15 protein-coding genes are annotated in these 18,425 nt (G+C 72.5%); 12 read left to right on the top strand and 3 right to left on the bottom strand.

Annotated elements, in window-relative coordinates; translation table 11 throughout:
- The first annotated feature begins 93 nt into the window (after window positions 1–93).
- Both SH922_RS12750 and hemW read left to right on the top strand, forming a co-directional pair.
- Entirely contained in the window at window positions 94–1,998 is a 1,905-nt protein-coding gene (locus SH922_RS12750; RefSeq protein WP_393063544.1) for a SpoIIE family protein phosphatase, read from the top strand.
- 77 nt (window positions 1,999–2,075) lie between these two features.
- On the top strand, window positions 2,076–3,308 hold the full coding sequence (gene hemW / locus SH922_RS12745) for a radical SAM family heme chaperone HemW (protein ID WP_393058036.1): 1,233 nt from the start codon (window positions 2,076–2,078) through the stop codon (window positions 3,306–3,308).
- Window positions 3,309–3,318: 10 nt separating this feature from the next.
- Here the strand turns inward: hemW and SH922_RS12740 are convergent, their stop codons facing one another.
- Together SH922_RS12740 and SH922_RS12735 are read right to left on the bottom strand one after the other, a co-directional pair.
- Entirely contained in the window at window positions 3,319–4,140 is an 822-nt protein-coding gene (locus SH922_RS12740) for a DUF3097 domain-containing protein (protein ID WP_393058034.1), read from the bottom strand.
- A 25-nt stretch (window positions 4,141–4,165) separates the two neighbouring features.
- Entirely contained in the window at window positions 4,166–4,897 is a 732-nt protein-coding gene (locus tag SH922_RS12735; RefSeq protein WP_393058032.1) for an MBL fold metallo-hydrolase, read from the bottom strand.
- A gap of 185 nt (window positions 4,898–5,082) precedes the next feature.
- On the opposite strand from SH922_RS12735, the gene hrcA reads away from it, so the two are divergent.
- The 9 genes from hrcA (at window position 5,083) to SH922_RS12690 (ending at window position 15,553) form a co-directional block, all read left to right on the top strand.
- Window positions 5,083–6,099: a heat-inducible transcriptional repressor HrcA gene (gene hrcA, locus SH922_RS12730; protein ID WP_219573125.1), complete on the top strand. Its 1,017-nt coding sequence runs from the start codon at window positions 5,083–5,085 to the stop codon at window positions 6,097–6,099.
- Window positions 6,100–7,236 carry a molecular chaperone DnaJ gene (gene dnaJ / locus SH922_RS12725; RefSeq protein WP_148018633.1) on the top strand — a complete coding sequence of 379 codons (1,137 nt, stop codon included), beginning with the start codon at window positions 6,100–6,102 and terminating at the stop codon, window positions 7,234–7,236. It begins immediately after the preceding gene.
- Between the two features lie 113 nt (window positions 7,237–7,349).
- Window positions 7,350–8,423: a nitronate monooxygenase gene (locus tag SH922_RS12720; RefSeq protein ID WP_393058029.1), complete on the top strand. Its 1,074-nt coding sequence runs from the start codon at window positions 7,350–7,352 to the stop codon at window positions 8,421–8,423.
- Entirely contained in the window at window positions 8,420–9,166 is a 747-nt protein-coding gene (locus SH922_RS12715) for a 16S rRNA (uracil(1498)-N(3))-methyltransferase (RefSeq protein ID WP_393058027.1), read from the top strand. The genes SH922_RS12720 and SH922_RS12715 overlap by 4 nt, the downstream gene beginning before the upstream one ends.
- Before the next feature lie 123 nt (window positions 9,167–9,289).
- A complete protein-coding gene (locus SH922_RS12710) occupies window positions 9,290–9,793 on the top strand; it encodes a hypothetical protein (RefSeq protein WP_393058025.1) in 504 nt (167 codons plus the stop codon).
- Between the two features lie 68 nt (window positions 9,794–9,861).
- A complete protein-coding gene (locus tag SH922_RS12705) occupies window positions 9,862–13,083 on the top strand; it encodes a S41 family peptidase (protein WP_393058023.1) in 3,222 nt (1,073 codons plus the stop codon).
- Between the two features lie 159 nt (window positions 13,084–13,242).
- Window positions 13,243–13,602: a histidine triad nucleotide-binding protein gene (locus tag SH922_RS12700; protein WP_393058021.1), complete on the top strand. Its 360-nt coding sequence runs from the start codon at window positions 13,243–13,245 to the stop codon at window positions 13,600–13,602.
- A 14-nt stretch (window positions 13,603–13,616) separates the two neighbouring features.
- Window positions 13,617–14,525: a ribonuclease Z gene (locus SH922_RS12695; RefSeq protein WP_393058019.1), complete on the top strand. Its 909-nt coding sequence runs from the start codon at window positions 13,617–13,619 to the stop codon at window positions 14,523–14,525.
- Between the two features lie 35 nt (window positions 14,526–14,560).
- A complete protein-coding gene (locus SH922_RS12690; protein ID WP_393063543.1) occupies window positions 14,561–15,553 on the top strand; it encodes an adenosine deaminase in 993 nt (330 codons plus the stop codon).
- Here the strand turns inward: SH922_RS12690 and SH922_RS12685 are convergent.
- Window positions 15,517–16,872, bottom strand: a complete 1,356-nt coding sequence (locus SH922_RS12685; RefSeq protein ID WP_393058017.1) for an MFS transporter — start codon at window positions 16,870–16,872, stop codon at window positions 15,517–15,519. The genes SH922_RS12690 and SH922_RS12685 overlap by 37 nt on opposite strands.
- Before the next feature lie 367 nt (window positions 16,873–17,239).
- On the opposite strand from SH922_RS12685, the gene SH922_RS12680 reads away from it, so the two are divergent.
- Window positions 17,240–18,346, top strand: a complete 1,107-nt coding sequence (locus SH922_RS12680; RefSeq protein WP_393058015.1) for a carbohydrate kinase family protein — start codon at window positions 17,240–17,242, stop codon at window positions 18,344–18,346.
- The last annotated feature ends 79 nt before the right edge of the window (window positions 18,347–18,425 follow it).

Below are 18,425 nucleotides of genomic sequence, written 5' to 3'. Positions count from 1 at the left end.
GTCCGTGTCGTCAGCGGCGCTTAGAGGGTCCGTCTTAACGGAGAACAGGCAGAGCGAGAACAGGTCAGGAGCCGCCCTGTGGGGTCCATTCCCTTGCAGCGGGACATCGTGCAACGTCCCGGAACCACTGGCGCGTCCGCGGGCGCACAGCCCGTCGCGCGGACGAGCCTTCCCGGGAACCTGCTCGCGCCCTCCGCGGCCCGGCGGTTCGTCGCGGCGGCGCTCGCCGAATGGAGCGGGCTCGGGCTGCCCGCGGCCGTCGGCTTCAGCGAGCGGCTTTCCGATGACGCGGCGGTCATCGTCAGCGAACTCGTCACCAACGCCGTCGTGCACGCCGGGACCAACGTCGAACTGCTCTTCCGGCTGGAGGAGGCGACCGAGGACGAGGCCTCCGCGCTCGTCCTGGAGGTCTCCGACCACCACCCGGCCCGCGCGGTGCGCAGCGACCGTCCCGAGGACGGCGCCGGGGGCGAGGACGGACCGGGGGATCCCGCCGAGTACGGGCGCGGCCTGGAGCTCGTCGCCACTCTCGCCGAACGCTGGGGCATCACCTACCGCACCGGCCTCAAGACCGTCTGGGCCCGGCTCCCCGTCGACGACTGGAACCCCTTTCCCGACGCCCGCCCGGAGGCCGGATTCCAGCGCGGACTGCGCGCCGCCGAACTGCTCGCCCCCACCGCCCGCCGCGCCCTGCGCGACGACGCGGACTGGGCGGGCCGTGGCGCGCTGTCGTTCCTCGCCGAGGCCTCGGACCTGCTGGCCGGCCAGCTCGACGAGGACATCGTGGCCGCGCTCGCCGGTCAGTTACTCGTGCCCCGGCTCGCCGACTGGTGCGCGATCTGGCTGGAGCCCGAGACCGCAGGCCGCGCGGCCGTCCCACGGCTCGCCAAGGTCTGGCACGTCGACGAGACCCGCATCCAGCCGCTGCGCACCCTGCTGGAGGGCGACCCGCTCCGGCTTCCCGAGCGGGTCGGGACCGGACCCGTGTCGATGCCGTGGCCCGGCAGCGCGGAGGACGGCGGGCAGCCGGACGGGCTCGAAGGCGTCGCGCTCGCCTATCGGATCACCTCGGGCGGCCGCACCCTCGGAGCCGTACTCCTCGGCCGCGAAGGCATCACCCGGGTCCCCGACGAGGTCACGGCGCTGATCGAGGACTTCGTACGCAGGGTCGGTCTCGCCGTCGGCGCCGCCCGCGCCTACACCCGGCAGGCCACCATCAGCCGCATCCTCCAGCGCGGACTGCTGCCCAGCAAGGTCGCCGACATACCGGGCGTCGCCAGCTCCCTCGTCTACGAGCCAAGCGACGACGGGGTGGTCGGCGGTGACTTCTACGACATTTTCCCGTGCCCCAACGACCGCTGGTGCTTCGTCCTCGGCGATGTCCAGGGCAGCGGCCCCGAGGCCGCCGTCGTGACCGGGCTCGCCCGCCCCTGGCTGCGGCTGCTGGCCCGTGAGGGCTTCCAGGCCGACGAGGTCCTGGTCCGTCTCAACCGGCTGCTCCTCGACGACGCGATGGAGGCCGCCGAGGCGGCCGCGCTCATGGTCGCCGCGGCCGGCGGCCAGCACTCGGCGGACAGCGGACAGTCCCGGTTCCTCTCCCTGCTGTACGGGGAGCTCGTGCCGCTGCCCGGCGGCGGCGCCCGCTGCACCCTGGTCAGCGCCGGGCACCCGCTGCCGCTGCTGCTGCGCCCCGACGGCACCGTGCGGCCGGCCGCCGAACCGCAACTGCTCCTCGGCGTCATGGACGACGCCGTCTACGAGACCCAGAGCTTCGACCTGGCCCCTGGCGACAGCCTCCTGTGCGTCACCGACGGGGTCACGGAGCGGCGCTCGGGACCCCTGATGTTCGACGATGGCGACGGGCTGGCGCAGGCGCTCTCCGGCTGCGCGGGGCTGACCGCGGAGGGGATCGCGGACCGCATCAAGCACGCGGTGCACGCCTTCGCCGAGCGCCCGCCGGACGACGATCTGGCGCTGCTGGTCCTCCAGGCCGAGTAGAGGCGCCGGTAGCGCCGCCCGCCGGCGCCCACCCGGCGTGGCGTCCGGTTGCCGGGCGGCGCGCGACAATGGACGGTATGCCTTCCGTACTGCCCGATGGTGAGCCCGTGCCCGACGACGGGGCGCTGCCCCGCCACGCCCTGGAAGGCGCCGCAGAACGCCCGCTCGGCTTCTACCTCCACGTGCCGTACTGCGCGACCCGCTGCGGCTACTGCGACTTCAACACCTACACCGCGACCGAGCTGCGCGGCTCCGGTGGTGCGCTGGCCTCCCGCGACAACTACGCCTCCCATCTCATCGGCGAGGTCCGCCAGGCCCGCAAGGTCCTCGGCGACGACCCCCGCCAGGTCCGTACGGTCTTCGTCGGAGGCGGTACGCCGACGCTGCTCGCCGCCGCCGATCTGGTCCGGATGCTGGCCGCGATCCGGGAGGAGTTCGGCCTCGCGGACGATGCCGAGATCACCACCGAGGCCAACCCCGAATCCGTCGGACCCGCGTACCTGGCCGAACTGCGCGAAGGCGGGTTCAACCGGATCTCCTTCGGGATGCAGAGCGCCCGGCAGCACGTACTGAAGATCCTCGACCGCACCCACACCCCCGGCCGGCCCGAGGCCTGTGTCGCCGAGGCAAGAGCGGCCGGCTTCGAGCACGTCAACCTCGACCTGATCTACGGCACCCCGGGGGAGTCCGACGACGACTGGCGCGCCTCCCTCGACGCGGCGATCGGCGCCGGGCCCGACCATGTGTCGGCGTACGCCCTGATCGTCGAGGAGGGCACCCAGCTGGCCCGCCGGATCAAGCGCGGCGAGATCCCGATGACGGACGACGACGCGCACGCCGACCGGTATCTCATCGCCGACGAGGCGATGGCCGCGGCCGGCTTCTCCTGGTACGAGGTGTCGAACTGGGCCCGGACGCCCGAGGGCCGCTGCCTGCACAACGAGCTGTACTGGCGCGGGGCCGACTGGTGGGGCGCCGGCCCCGGCGCGCACAGCCACGTCGGCGGCGTGCGCTGGTGGAACGTGAAGCACCCCGGCGCGTACGCGCAGGCGCTCGCCGAGGGGCGCTCACCCGGCGCGGGCCGCGAGATCCTCTCCGCGGAGGACCGGCGGGTCGAGCGCATCCTGCTGGAGCTGCGGCTCGTCGACGGCTGCCCGCTGTCGCTGCTCGCCCCGGCCGGTCTTGCGGCGGCGGGGCGGGCGGTGGCGGACGGGCTGCTGGAGCCCGGCCCGTTCGGGGACGGACGGGCGGTGCTGACCCTGCGCGGGCGGCTGCTGGCGGACGCGGTCGTACGGGACCTGGTGGACTGAGAGAACAGGCTTACGCAGGCGGCGCCGTCACGAAGTCGATCAGCTCCTCCACCCGGCCCAGCAGCTCCGGCTCCAGGTCCCGGTAGGAGCGGACCGTGGACAGGATCCGCTGCCAGGCCGCCCCGGTGTTCTCCGGCCACCCCAGCGACCGGCACACACCCGTCTTCCAGTCCTGGCCGCGCGGCACCACCGGCCAGCCGGCGATCCCGACGGACGACGGCTTCACGGCCTCCCACACGTCGATGTACGGGTGGCCGACCACCAGGACGTTCCCGTCCGAGATCTGCGCCGCGATCCGGGACTCCTTGGAGCCCGGTACGAGATGGTCGACCAGCACCCCCAGACGCGCGTCCGGTCCCGGTGAGAACTCGCGCACGATCGCGGGAAGGTCGTCGATGCCCTCCAGGTACTCGACGACCACACCCTCGATGCGCAGGTCGTCGCCCCAGACCCGCTCCACCAGCTCGGCGTCGTGCCGGCCCTCCACATAGATCCGCCCGGCCCGCGCCACCCGGGCCCGCGCCCCGGGCACCGCCACCGAGCCGGAAGCCGTACGGGCGGGCCGGGCCGGGCCGCCCGCCGACGGGCGCACCAGCGTGACGACCCGGCCCTCCAGCAGGAAGCCGCGGGGCGCCATCGGGAAGACCCGGTGCTTGCCGAAGCGGTCCTCCAGGGTCACCGTCGGGCCCTCTGCCGTCTTCTCGCACCGGATCACCGCACCGCAGAAGCCGGTGGCGACGTCCTCCACGACCAGATCGGGCTCGGCGGACACCTCAGGGGCGGGGGCGGACTTCTTCCACGGCGGGGTCAGGTCCGGCTGGTAGCTGCGCATCGGACGACGATAAGCGGGGAACCGGCTACGACACGCCGAACCGGACGGCGAGGTCGTCGCGCTGGGCCCGTACGAACGAGGCGTCCACCACGGCCCCGTGTCCCGGCACGTACAGCGCGTCCTCGCCGCCCAGCTCCAACAGCCGGTCCAGCGCCGCCGGCCAGCGCGCGGGGAAGGCGTCCGGGCCCGCCTGGGGGTCACCGGACTCCTCGACCAGGTCGCCGCAGAACACGACCGTGGGCGAGCCGGGGACGCCGGGTACCAGCACCGCCAGATCGTGGCCGCTGTGCGCGGGACCCGCGTTCACGAGCAGCACCTCGCGCCCGCCGCCCAGGTCGAGCGTCCATTCGGCGCACACCTCGTGAGGGGGCGCCACCAGCACATCGGCCGACTCGGCCGCGTCGTGCTCGGGCAGACCGTGCCGCACCGCGTCGGCGTGCAACTCGTCCGCACCGCGCCGCAGCAGATCCGCCATGCCCACCGCGCCGTACACCTGTGTCCCGGCGAAGGCCGCCGTGCCCAGCACATGATCGAAGTGGGGGTGGCTGAGTGCGATATGCGTCACCCTCCGGCCCAGCAGCGCCTGCGCCTGGGTGCGCACCTCCACCGCTTCACGGAGTGACGACCCGGTGTCGCAGAGCAGCACTCCGTCGGTCCCGGCCACGAGGGCGACCGTCGCATCCCACACCGGAAGGCGTCGCCGGCCCATTCCGTGTCCGAGTCGCTCCCAGCCGAACTCTTCCCAAGAGGCGTCCATGCGACGACGCTATCGGCAACGACCTGCGCGGTCTCGCGGTAGCGTGGCCGGTCGCCCTTGCTAGGGGGCTACCCCGTCGCCGTACACTGGCCGGGGGATCGCTGGCACTCGTACGCACAGAGTGCCAGGAGAAGTCCCGGGAACGGCCCGAGAACCACCGAGGTACACAGCTGGAGGTGTGCGCGATGCTCAGCGAACGCAGACTCGAAGTGCTGCGCGCCATCGTCCAGGACTATGTCGGCACCGAGGAGCCCGTCGGCTCCAAGGCACTCACGGAGCGGCACAAGCTGGGGGTCTCCCCGGCCACCGTCCGCAACGACATGGCGGTGCTGGAGGACGAGGGCTTCATCGCCCAGCCGCACACCAGCGCGGGACGCATCCCGACGGACAAGGGTTACCGGCTCTTCGTCGACAAGCTCGCGGGCGTCAAGCCCCTGTCGTCGCCGGAGCGCCGTGCCATTCAGAATTTCCTCGACGGCGCGGTCGACCTCGACGATGTCGTGGGACGTACCGTACGGCTGCTCGCGCAGCTGACCCGGCAGGTCGCCGTCGTGCAGTACCCCTCGCTGACCCGCTCGACGGTGCGGCACGTGGAACTGCTGTCCCTGGCCCCCGCCCGGCTGATGCTCGTGCTGATCACGGACACCGGCCGGGTCGAACAGCGGCTGGTCGACTGCCCCGCTCCGTTCGGTGAGACCTCTCTCGCCGACCTGCGGGCCCGGCTCAACAGCCGGGTCGTGGGACGCCGTTTCGCGGACGTCCCTCAGCTGGTGCAGGACCTGCCGGAATCCTTCGAGAGCGAGGACCGGGGAACCGTGTCCACCGTGCTCTCGATCCTGCTCGAATGCCTCGTCGAGGAGACGGAGGAGCGGCTGATGATCGGCGGCACCTCCAACCTCACCCGCTTCGGGCACGACTTCCCTGTGATGATCCGGCCGGTGCTGGAGGCATTGGAGGAACAGGTCGTGCTGCTGAAGCTGCTCGGCGAGGCCAAGGACTCGGGCATGACCGTACGTATCGGGCACGAGAACGCCCACGAGGGGCTCAACTCCACGTCCGTCGTCGCGGTCGGCTACGGTTCGGGCGACGAGGCAGTCGCCAAACTCGGCGTGGTCGGACCGACCCGCATGGACTACCCCGGAACGATGGGAGCGGTACGCGCAGTGGCACGTTACGTCGGACAGATCCTGGCGGAGTCGTAAGTGGCCACGGACTACTACGCCGTACTCGGCGTGCGCCGCGACGCTTCTCAGGACGAGATCAAGAAGGCCTTCCGGAGGCTCGCCCGCGAGCTGCACCCGGATGTGAACCCCGATCCGAAGACCCAGGAGCGGTTCAAGGAGATCAACGCCGCTTACGAGGTGTTGTCGGACGCTCAGAAGAAGCAGGTCTACGACCTCGGCGGCGACCCGCTGTCCGCCTCCGGAGGTGGTGGCGCGGGCGGATTCGGACAGGGCGGCTTCGGCAACTTCTCCGACATCATGGACGCGTTCTTCGGTACGGCGTCGCAGCGCGGACCCCGTTCGCGCACCCGTCGCGGCCAGGACGCCATGATCCGGCTGGAGATCGACCTCTCCGAGTCGGCCTTCGGTACGACCAAGGACATCCAGGTCGACACGGCCGTCGTCTGTACGACCTGCAGCGGCGAGGGTGCCGCACCCGGCACCTCCGCCCAGACCTGTGACATGTGCCGCGGCCGCGGCGAGGTCTCCCAGGTCACGCGGTCGTTCCTCGGCCAGGTCATGACCTCGCGGCCCTGCCCCCAGTGCCAGGGCTTCGGTACGGTCGTGCCGACGCCGTGCCCGGAGTGCGCCGGTGACGGCCGCATCCGCTCGCGGCGCACGCTCACCGTGAAGATCCCCGCCGGTGTCGACAACGGCACCCGCATCCAGCTCGCGGGCGAGGGCGAGGTCGGCCCCGGCGGCGGCCCGGCCGGTGATCTCTACGTCGAGATCCACGAGCTGCCGCACGCCGTGTTCCAGCGGCGTGGCGACGATCTGCACTGCACGGTCACCATCCCGATGACGGCGGCGGCCCTCGGCACCAAGGTGCCGCTGGAGACGCTCGACGGACTGGAGGAGGTCGACATCCGGCCGGGCACCCAGTCCGGCCAGTCCGTCCCGCTGCACGGGCGCGGCATCACGCACCTGCGAGGCGGCGGACGCGGCGACCTGATCGTGCACGTCGAGGTGATGACCCCGACGAAGATGGACCCCGAGCAGGAACGCCTCCTGCGCGAGCTGGCGAAACTGCGCGGCGAGGAGCGGCCCACCGGCCAGTTCCAGCCCGGGCAGCAGGGCCTGTTCTCGCGGCTGAAGGACGCGTTCAACGGCCGCTAGATCCGCGCAACGATGTCGTACGGGCCCGGTTTCCGGGCCCGTACCGCATTGCGGACAAAACGTGGCAGCGGGGTGCGCATCACAGGGCAGGAACGACATGACACGATGCGGTCATGTCATCCGCATTGACCGATCTCTGCCGGTATCCGATCGTGCAGGCCCCGATGGCGGGCGGTCCCTCCTGTCCGCAGCTCGTCGCGGCCGTCGCCGAGGCCGGCGGACTCGGCTTCCTGGCCGCCGGGTACAAGACGGCGGACGGCATGTACAACGAGGTCAAGCAGGTGCGCGGGCTCACCGGACAGCCCTTCGGCGTCAATCTCTTCATGCCGCAGCCGAACCTCGCCGACCCGGCCGCCGTCGAGGTGTACCGGCACCAGCTCGCGGGCGAGACCTCCTGGTACGAGACCCCGCTCGGCGACACCGACGCCAGTGGCGACGACGGCTACGAGGCCAAGGTCGCCATCCTGCTGGAGGACCCCGTCCCGGTGGTCTCCTTCACCTTCGGCTGCCCCTCCCGCGACACCCTCGACGCGTTCGCCGCGGTGGGTACGTTCACCGTCGTCACGGTCACCTCGCCCGAGGAGGCCCAGGCCGCCCAGTGGGCGGGCGCCGACGCCGTCTGCGCCCAGGGCGTCGAGGCGGGCGGCCACCAGTCCACGTTCCGCGACGACCCCCAGATCGACGGCGCCGGGACCGGGCTGCTCTGCCTGGTGGCCCAGGTGCGCGAGACCGTGCAGATACCGATCGTGGCCGCGGGCGGGGTGATGCGCGGCTCCCAGATCGCCGCGGTGCTGGCGGCGGGCGCCGATGCCGCGCAGCTCGGCACCGCCTTCCTGGTCTGCCCCGAGTCGGGCGCCCACCTCCTGCACAAACAGGCGCTCACCAACCCGCTGTTCGTCCGCACCACCCTGACCCGGGCGTTCTCCGGACGCCCGGCCCGCGGCCTGGTCAACCGTTTCGTGCGCGAGCACGGACCGTACGCCCCCGCCGCCTACCCCCAGGTGCACCATCTGACGGCCGCGCTCCGCAAGGCGGCGGCCAAGGCCGGCGACGCGCAGGGCATGGCACTGTGGGCGGGGCAGGGGCACCGGATGGCACGGGAGCTGCCCGCCGGCCGGCTGGTCAGACTGCTGGCCGAGGAACTGGACGCCGCACGGACGGCAGTGAACACGAGGAGTACACAGTGACGGCACCCGTCTTCGTCATCGAACAGCTGCCGGACGGGCCCGGGTTCGTCCTGGAGGGGTCCGAGGGCAGGCACGCCGTCTCGGTGAAACGCCTGCGCGCCGGTGAGGACGTCGTCCTGACCGACGGGCGCGGCCACTGGGCCGAAGGCGTCGTGGCGGCGGCCGAGGGCAAGGACCGGCTGGTGATCACCGGCCTGGAGTCCGTCCACGAGGAACCCCGGCCCGGCGTCCGTATCACTGTCGTCCAGGCGCTGCCCAAGGGCGACCGCGGCGAGGTCGCCGTCGAGACGATGACGGAGACCGGCGTCGATGTGATCGTGCCGTGGCAGGCCGCGCGCTGCATCACCCAGTGGAAGGGTGACCGAGGTCTCAAGTCCCTGGCGAAGTGGCGCAGTACGTCCCGCGAGGCCGGCAAGCAGTCGCGCCGGGTCCGGTTCCCGGACGTGGCGGACGCGGCAACGACCAAACAGGTTGCCGCACTTCTGGCCACAGCCGACTTCGCTGCCGTGCTCCACGAGGACCGGGGGTACGACAGCGAGCCGCTGGCCACTGTCGCCCTGCCCGACCAGGGCGACATCGTGCTGGTCGTGGGGCCTGAAGGAGGCGTGTCGCCCGAGGAGTTGGCCCTCTTCGCAGCCGCCGGCGCCCGGACCTGCCGACTCGGACCGACCGTGCTGCGCACCTCGACGGCGGGCACCGCGGCGACTGCGCTGCTGCTGGGGCGCACGGGCCGCTGGTCGTAGAGGCCGTCCTCCGGGGCAGTTGTGGCCGCAAGCGGTCTACCGCTGCGTCAGGAGCGGTGGGAAGCTGCCCGTATGGGGACATCAAGGGCATGGGGTCGCCGAAGGACCCGTCATTTTCCGGCCGTGATCTGCCTCGCGGCCGCAGCCGTCGCAGGCCTCGCCGCCTGCGAACCCACGGACGGACTGAACACCGCGTCCATCGCCGTGACCACGGACCGCACCGCCACCAACGCCCTGGAGCACGAAGGCGTGCACGTGCAGTGGCTGACCTGCACGGCGAACCTGAACGGAGACGGGGACGGAGCGAAGACGTCGTCCGCAAGGGCCGGTTCGGCCACTGCCTCCACGCGCCGCGTCGCCGACGTCGACTGCAGCGGCAGGACGAAGGACGGCCAGGACATCAAGATCACCGGCCAGGTGCGGCAGGCGGTCGACGGCCGGTGCGTGCGCGGCGACCTGACCGCGAAGGCCGGCGCCCGGACCGTGTTCCGGGCCACCCTGCTCGGCAACTGCGAGGCGCCGCCCTCGACCCCCGCACCGGGCAGCGGCGGGAACAGCGGCGGAGGAGGAGCCCGGCCGACGGTGACCGTGACCGTCACGGTCACCGAGCAGCCCCGGGGGAAGTGAGTTGAGCGGACGGCGTACTCCGGCCAACTCCGTTCCACCGGCCACGGCCGCGGCCTAGGGTGATCGATGTGACACAGCCTTCCTACCTCCGGTATCCCCATGTCCAGGGCGACTCGATCGCCTTCACCGCCGAGGACGATGTCTGGCTCGCGCCGCTCGACGGCGGTCGAGCCTGGCGTGTCAGCGCCGACAACCGCCCCGTCACCCAGCCGCGGATATCTCCCGACGGCACCCTCGTCGCCTGGACGTCCACCCGGGACGGGGCACCCGAGGTACACCTCGCCCCCGTCGGCGGCGGCCCCTCCCGGCGGCTGACCCACTGGGGCGACGCGCGGACTGCCGTACGCGGCTGGACACCCGACGGCGACGTGCTGGTCACCAGCACCGAGGGCCAGGTCTCTCTCCGGCGCAGCTGGGCCCGCGCCGTCCCCGTCGACGGAGGTCCCGCACGGACCCTCCCGTACGGACCGGTCGGCTCCCTCGCGTACGGCCCCGGCGGACGGGTCCTGCTGCTCTCGGCCACGATGGGGCGCGAGGCCGCCACCTGGAAGCGCTACCGGGGCGGCACTGCGGGCAAGCTCTGGATCGCGGCCGAGGGGGACCCGGCGGAGTTCGTACGCGTCCACGAGGAGCTCGACGGCAACATCGAGTGCCCCCTGTGGGTCGGCGACCGCATCGCCTTCCTCTCCGACCACGAAGGCGTCGGCGCGCTCTACTCCTCCCTCCCCGACGGCACGGACCTGCGCCGGCACACCGGCATCGAAGGCTTCTACGCCCGGCACGCCACCACCGACGGCACCCGCGTCGCCTACGCGTCCGCCGGTGAACTGTGGCTCCTGGACAGTCTGGAGAGCGACGGCCCCCGCCGCCTCGATATCCGGCTCGGCGGCCAGCGCGCCGACCTCCAGCCGCACCCCGTGCACGCCGGCAGCCACCTGCACACCGCATCCCCCGACCGCACCGGCCGCGGCAGCGCCATCGGGTCCCGCGGCGCCGTCCACTGGGTCACCCACCGCGAGGGCCCGGCCCGCGCACTCGCCGTCGAACCCGGCGTACGGGCCAGGCTGCCCCACACCTTCCAGGCCGACGGCGACCAGCACGTCGTCTGGGTCACCGACGCCGAGGGTGACGACGCGCTGGAGTGCGCACCCGCCACCGGGACCGGTCCCGGCGCCGTACCGCGCCGCCTCGCCGCAGGCAGGATCGGCCGGGTCCTCGACCTGGTCCCCGCACCTGACGGCAGCCGCTTCGCCGTCGCCGCCCACGACGGACGCGTCCTCGTCGTCGAGCGGGAGAGCGGTGAGGTCCACGAGGTGGACCGCAGCGAGCACGGCGACGCCTCCGGCCTCGTCTTCTCGCCCGACTCCGCCTGGCTCGCCTGGTCGCACCCGGGTCCCGACCCGCTGAGCCAGCTCAAGCTCGCGCACCTGGCCGACCTGTCGGTCTCCGAGGCGACCCCGCTGCGGTTCCGGGACTTCGCGCCCGCCTTCACCGCCGACGGCAAGCACCTGGCCTTCCTCTCCGAGCGGGCCTTCGACCCGGTCTACGACGCGCACGTCTTCGACCTGGCGTTCATCGGAGCCTGCCGGCCGCACCTGCTGACGCTCGCCGCGACCACCCCCTCCCCGTTCGGACCGCAGCTCCACGGCCGCCCGACCGAGAAGGAGAAGGGCGGCGACGGCGAGGACAACCCCACCGCGCTCCCGGTCACCCGCATCGATCTGGACGGCCTCGCCGACCGGATCGTTCCGCTGCCCGTCGAGGCCGCCAGCTACTCCTCGCTGCGGGCCGCCAGGGACGGGCTGCTGTGGCTGCGCCACCCGGTGACCGGAGTCCTCGGCACGAGCGCCGCCACCCCCGACGCCCACCACCCCGAGACCGTCCTGGAGCGGTACGACCTGGAGAAGCTGCGCTGCGAGGAACTCGCCTCCGACATCAGCCGGTTCGCGGTCAGCGGCGACGGCAAGCGCCTCGTCCTGCACAGCCACGGCAAGCTGCGCGTCGTCCCGTCCGACAGCCGGGTGTCCGGGGCCTCCGACGACGACCACGACGACAACAACATCACCGTCGACCTCTCCCGCGTCCGCCGCACCCTCGACCCGGCCGCCGAATGGCGCCAGATGTACGACGAGGCCGGCCGCATCATGCGGGACAACTTCTGGCGCCCCGACATGGGCGGCATCGACTGGGACGGCGTCCTGGACCGCTACCGGCCCGTCCTCGATCGCGTCGCCACCCACGACGACCTCATCGACCTCCTCTGGGAGGTCCAGGGCGAACTCGGCACCTCACACGCCTATGTGACCCCTTCCGGCGGCTGGCGCGACGACTCCGCCCGGCAGGGGCTGCTGGGCGCCGATCTCTCGCGCGCGGACGACGGGAGCTGGCGCATCGACCGGATCCTGCCGTCCGAGACCTCCGACCCGGCCGCCCGCGCTCCGCTCGCCGCACCCGGCGTCGCCGTTCGTGCCGGTGACGCGATCGTGGCCGTCGACGGACACCCCGTCGACCCGCTCACCGGTCCCGCACCGCTGCTCACCGGCTCGGCCGGCAAACCCGTCGAGCTGACCGTCTCGCCGGTCGACGGCGGCGACCCGCGCCACGTCGTCGTCGTGCCGATCGCCGACGAGGAGGCCCTGCGCTACCACGCGTGGGTCGCCGGCCGGCGCGCGTACGTGCACGAGCAGTCCGGCGGGCGCCTCGGCTACCTCCACGTCCCCGACATGGTCGGCTCGGGCTGGGCGCAGATCCACCGCGATCTGCGCACCGAGGTCGCCCGTGAGGGACTGGTGGTGGACGTACGGGAGAACCGCGGCGGCCACACCTCGCAACTGGTGGTGGAGAAGCTGGCCCGCCGCATCGTCGGCTGGGACCTGCCCCGCGGCATGCGGCCCTTCAGCTACCCGGGCGACGCGCCGCGGGGTCCCGTCGTGGCCGTCGCGAACGAGTTCTCCGGCTCGGACGGCGACATCGTGAACGCGGCGATCAAGGCGCTGAACATCGGCCCCGTGGTCGGCGTACGCACCTGGGGCGGCGTGGTGGGCATCGACAGCCGGTACCGGCTCGTCGACGGCACACTGGTCACCCAGCCCAAGTACGCCTTCTGGCTTGAGGGGTACGGCTGGGGCGTCGAGAACCACGGCGTCGATCCCGACGTCGAGGTCGTCATGGCCCCGCAGGACCATGCGGCGGGGCGGGACCCGCAGCTGGACGAGGCGATCCGGATCGCACTGGAGTCGCTGACCCGCACCCCGGCGAAGACGGCGCCGGCACTGCCCGGCACGGAGTGACGCCTGGGGCGGGGCGGGGGACGGGCGCGCCTGTTCCCCGCCCCGCCCCTTCCCGCGACGGGGGCTCCGCCACGGACCCCGCGCCTCGAACGCCCGCGGGGCTGGGTGCCCCGATAGGCTGCCCCGTAACGGATCACCGAGACAGAGGGAGCGCACCCCATGGCAGGAGAACCGCAGCCCGACTGCCTGTTCTGCAAGATCGTGTCGGGTGAGATCCCGGCCACCATCGTCCGGGAGACCGACACCACGGTCGCCTTCCGCGACATCAACCCCCAGGCCCCCACCCACGTTCTGGTCATCCCGCGCGTCCACCACCCCGACGCCGCGTCCCTCGCCGCCGCCGAGCCGCAGATCCTCGCCGACGTCCTGTGCGAGGCCGGACACGTCGCCGCCGACGAGAAGGTCGACGAGACCGGGTACCGGGTCGTGTTCAACACCGGCGCCGGGGCCGGGCAGACCGTCTTCCACGCGCACGCCCACGTCCTGGGCGGCCGCGGTCTCCAGTGGCCCCCCGGCTAGCGACGGCCGCACCCATGTCCGCACGTGAACTCGTCGTCCTCGGCACCGCCAGCCAGGTGCCGACCCGGCACCGCAACCACAACGGCTACCTGCTGCGCTGGGACGGCGAGGGCATCCTCTTCGATCCCGGTGAGGGCACCCAGCGCCAGATGCTGCGGGCCGGCGTCGCCGCGCACGACATCGACCGGATCTGCGTCACGCACTTCCACGGCGACCACTCGCTCGGCCTGGCGGGGGTGATCCAGCGGATCAACCTCGACCAGGTCCCGCACCCCGTCACCGCGCACTACCCGGCGAGCGGTCAGCACTTCTTCGAACGGCTGCGGTACGCCACCGCCTACCGGGAATCCGTCGAACTGACCGAGGCCCCGGTCGCCGCCGACGGACCGCTGGCCACCACGGACACGTACACCCTCAGCAGCCACAGGCTCTCGCACCCCGTCGAGTCGTACGGCTACCGGCTCGTCGAGCCCGACGGGCGGCGCATGCTGCCCGCGAAGCTCGCAGAGCACGGCATCGCGGGACCGGACGTCGGCCGGCTCCAGCGCCAGGGCGCCCTCGGTGATGTCACCCTCGACGACGTCTCCGAGCACAGGCGCGGACAGCGGTTCGCGTTCATCATGGACACGAGGCTGTGCGACGGCGTGTACGTGCTCGCCGAAGGGTGCGACATGCTGGTCATCGAGTCGACCTTCCTCGACGAGGACGAAGGACTGGCCACCGACCACGGCCATCTGACCGCCGGGCAGGCGGCCCGGGTGGCGCGGGAAGCGGGTGTGCGACACCTCGTGCTCACTCACTTCTCCCAGCGCTACCCGGACCCGGAAGTCTTCGAGACCCAGGCCCGGGCGGCCGGGTTCGAGGGCGAACTGACCGTCGCCCAGGACCTGATCCGGGTCCCGGTACCGAGCCGTCACCCGTAACACGTCACAGCACCACCATGCGTAAGAGAGAAACCGTGCACCTCCCCAAAGCAGAACTCCACCTCCACATCGAAGGCACCCTCGAACCCGAGCTGGCCTTCGCGCTCGCCGCACGCAACGGCGTGCCGCTGCCCTACGCGGACACCGAGGAGCTGCGCACCGCCTATCTCTTCGACGACCTGCAGAGCTTCCTCGACCTGTACTACGCGCTGATGGCGGTGCTGCGGACCGAGGAGGACTTCACCGAACTCGCCGACGCCTACCTGACCCGTGCCGCCGCCCAGGGCGTGCGCCACGCGGAGATCTTCTTCGACCCGCAGGCGCACACTGCCCGCGGCGTTGCCATCGGCACCGTCGTCGAGGGACTGGGCCGTGCGCTGGAGCGCAGCGAGGAGAAGCACGGCATCTCCACCCAGCTGATCATGTGCTTCCTGCGCGACCGGTCCGCCGACTCGGCGCTGGAGACCCTGGAAGCCGCGAAGCCGTATCTGCACCGGATCAGCGCCGTCGGCCTGGACTCCGCCGAGGTCGGCCACCCGCCCGCCAAGTTCCGCGAGGTGTACGCCGCGGCCGAGTCGCTCGGACTGCGCAAGGTCGCCCACGCGGGCGAGGAGGGGCCGCCGGCGTACATCACCGAGGCGCTCGACGTGCTCGGCGTGGAGCGCATCGACCACGGACTGCGCTGCATGGAGGACCCGGAGCTCGTGAAGCGGCTGGTCGCCGACCGGGTGCCGCTCACCCTCTGCCCGCTGTCCAACGTACGGCTGCGCGCCATCGACACGCTGGAGGAGCACCCGCTGCGGGCCATGATGGACGCCGGCCTGCTCTGCACGGTGAACTCCGACGACCCCGCCTACTTCGGCGGATACGTCGGAGACACCTTCCACGCCGTCCACGAAGCGCTCGGACTGGAGCGCGAGCAGTTGCGCACCCTGGCCCGCAACTCCTTCGAGGCGGCCTTCCTCGACCACGACGAGGAGCGCAGGGCGCGCTACCTGTCCGAGGTCGAGGCGTACGCGTTCGACTGACCGCCACCCGACGGGCCGGCCGTCCGGAAGGCACTCCTGACCAGGCGCCGGCGGCGCAGCGCGGGCAGGCTGATCTCCGTGACGGCCTGCTCGGGCGCGCCCAGCTTCGGCACCGCGCCGGGCACCGCACCGGTGGTGACCGCGAGCAGGGCAGCCGGAGCGCCGCCCCTGCGGCGCACCGAACCCGGCACCAGCGGACGCCCACCGGTGTGCAGCGCGACCGCCGTCACCGGGACCGCGACCAGCAGGGTCACGGCGCCCAGGATCAGCCCCATCACCGGGAAGCCGGCCCCCTCGGACAGCACACTGCCGAGCACCGGACCACAGGCCACACCGACCGACGAGGCCGAGCCCGCCAGGACCGCCCAGCGCCCGCGCACGTCCAGGGACGCGGCCAGGCCGATCAGATACGACAGGACCACCGGGTAGACGGTGTTCCACAGGATCTCGCCGGTCGCGAACGAGCCGAGGCTCCCGGCCGACGAGCTGAGCACGATGCTCGCCGCGATGACCACGGTGCCCAGACCGATCGGCACCGCCCGTCCGAGCCGGGCGCCCAGCACGCCGGCGCCCATCACACCGAGCAGACCGGCGCCGAGCGCGGCGGCGAACACCGCGCCGATGGTGACCTCGGAGAGCCCGACCTGGTCCACGCCGATGCGGCTGCTGACCCCCCACAGCGCGTTCTGCGCCATGGACCAGACGAGCATGCCGCCCGCCAGCACCAGGCCCGAGCGGCGGTGCGGCAGCCGTCCCGACGCGGGGACGGCCGGACCGGCCGGGGCCGGGCTGCCGAGCCGGGAGGTGGCCGGCCAGACGAGCAGCGCGACCAGTGCGATCGACGCGAACGGGAGCCGATGGCCGCCGCCCAGGTGCGGGATCGTCAGATACAGGGCTCCCGCGGTCGCCGAGACGCTCAACAGCCCCAGGGACGACGTCCGGTGCGGATCACGCTGGGCGGCGATGCCCGCCGCGGCCACAGCGGTCGCCGTACCGGAACCGAAACCGCCCACCACGGCGCCCAGGACCACCAGCGGCACGGAACCCGCCAGTGCGGCGCAGCCGTACCCCAGCACGGCCAGCACCAGGCCGAGCCGCGCCGGTCTCCGCGGCCCGTACGTCTCGACGCGGCCCGCCAGGCAGAAGCCGGCCGAGGCCGAACTCAGCAGCAGGGCGCTGCCGACCAGACCGGCCTGCGCCGTGCTGAGGCCCAGATAGACGGAGAGCCGTCCCACGATGGTGGGGAGCAGATAGGCGGCGAGGTAACCGGCGGTGAACACGGCAACCAGGGGCCACGCGGCGCGAGGGCGCGAGGACATGGGCGTTCCTGAAGACATGCCAGAAGAGGCGGAGAAGGCAGAGGGGGGCAATGCGAGAACTGCGAAGACAGGAGAACTGCGAGAACTGCGAGAAACGCTGAGAATGCGAAGGTTCGGCACACTCGTCGGTTAGGTCGCCAACGGTGGTCGCGGGCCAATTTGTATCAAGTGCTCCCGGCCGACCGAAAGCTGCTCCGGTGTGATCTGCATCACTTATGCGTTTGCCGTGTTTCTATGCGGGTACCAGCGCATGTTTATGCAGGTCAGCCTCTGTGTGCGGAGAACCGCACAGTCCCGGCGCGGACCCGGCGCACAGGCACGGGAGTCGGGCACACTGGCCGGAACCGCCACGACCGGGGAGTGCAAGGTGAGCACCGACATCCCAGCCATCGACCCACTGGACGGGCTGCGCGCGCCGCAGGACCCCGACTGCGACGTCTTCCTCACCGGCACGGTCTTCCTCGACATCATCTTCACCGGACTGGACAGCGCCCCGGTGCGCGGCACCGAGTCCTGGGCCCGCGGCATGGGATCCAGCCCCGGCGGCGTCGCCAACATGGCCACCGCTCTCGCCCGCCTCGGCCTCCGCACCTCACTCGCCGCCGCGTTCGGCGACGACCACTACGGCGAGTACTGCTGGGACGCCCTCGCACAGGGCGAGGGCATCGACCTGTCCCTGTCGCACACCGTCCGCGGCTGGCACTCCCCGGTGACCGTCTCGATGGCGTACGAGGGCGAGCGGACGATGGTCTCGCACGGCCACGAGGCCCCGCCCCCGCCCGCGTTCGCGTCCACGGGAGCCCCCGCCACCCCCCGGTGCCCGCCCCGGGCCCGGGCCGCCATCGCCTCGCTCGCCCCCGGCCGCAGTGAACCCTGGGTCGCCACGGCGGCCCGCCGGGGCGCCGTGGTCTTCGCCGACGTCGGCTGGGACGAGACCGGCCGCTGGGACCTGGACGGCCTGACCGACCTGGAGCACTGCCAGGCCTTCCTCCCCAACGCCGAGGAGGCCATGCGCTACACCCGCACCGACTGCCCCCGCGCCGCCGCACACGCCCTCGCCGAGCGGGTCCCGCTCGCCGTCGTCACCCTCGGCGCCGAGGGCGCGTACGCGGTCGACGCGGCCACCGGGACCACCGCCGAGGTCCCCGCGATTGCGGTCGAGGCCCTGGATCCGACCGGCGCAGGCGACGTCTTCGTGGCCGGCTTCGTCACCGGCACCCTCGCCAACTGGCCGCTCGCCGACCGCATCGCCTTCGCCGGCCTCACCGCCGCCCTCTCGGTCCAGGAGTTCGGCGGCTCGCTCTCCGCCCCCGGCTGGGCGGAGATCGCCGCCTGGTGGCAGCGGATCCGCACCGTCAGCGACCAGGACCCGGCCGCACTCCAGCGGTACGCCTTCCTCCAGGACCTGCTCCCCGCGGCCACCCGCCCCTGGCCGCTGCGCCGGGCCGTCCCGACCATCGGCTTCCGTCCCTAAGGGCTCGACGCCCTTGTTCCGACCGCGAAAACCTCTCGGCGTTGTCAGTACGGAGTCGTAGGCTTGGTGCACACGAGGT

It is taken from the genome of Streptomyces sp. LN549 (assembly GCF_043203805.1).
In the GTDB taxonomy this organism is placed as follows: domain Bacteria; phylum Actinomycetota; class Actinomycetes; order Streptomycetales; family Streptomycetaceae; genus Streptomyces.
The sequence above is the reverse complement of the archived record's forward strand: the minus strand, read 5'-3'. Positions and strand labels throughout refer to the sequence as shown.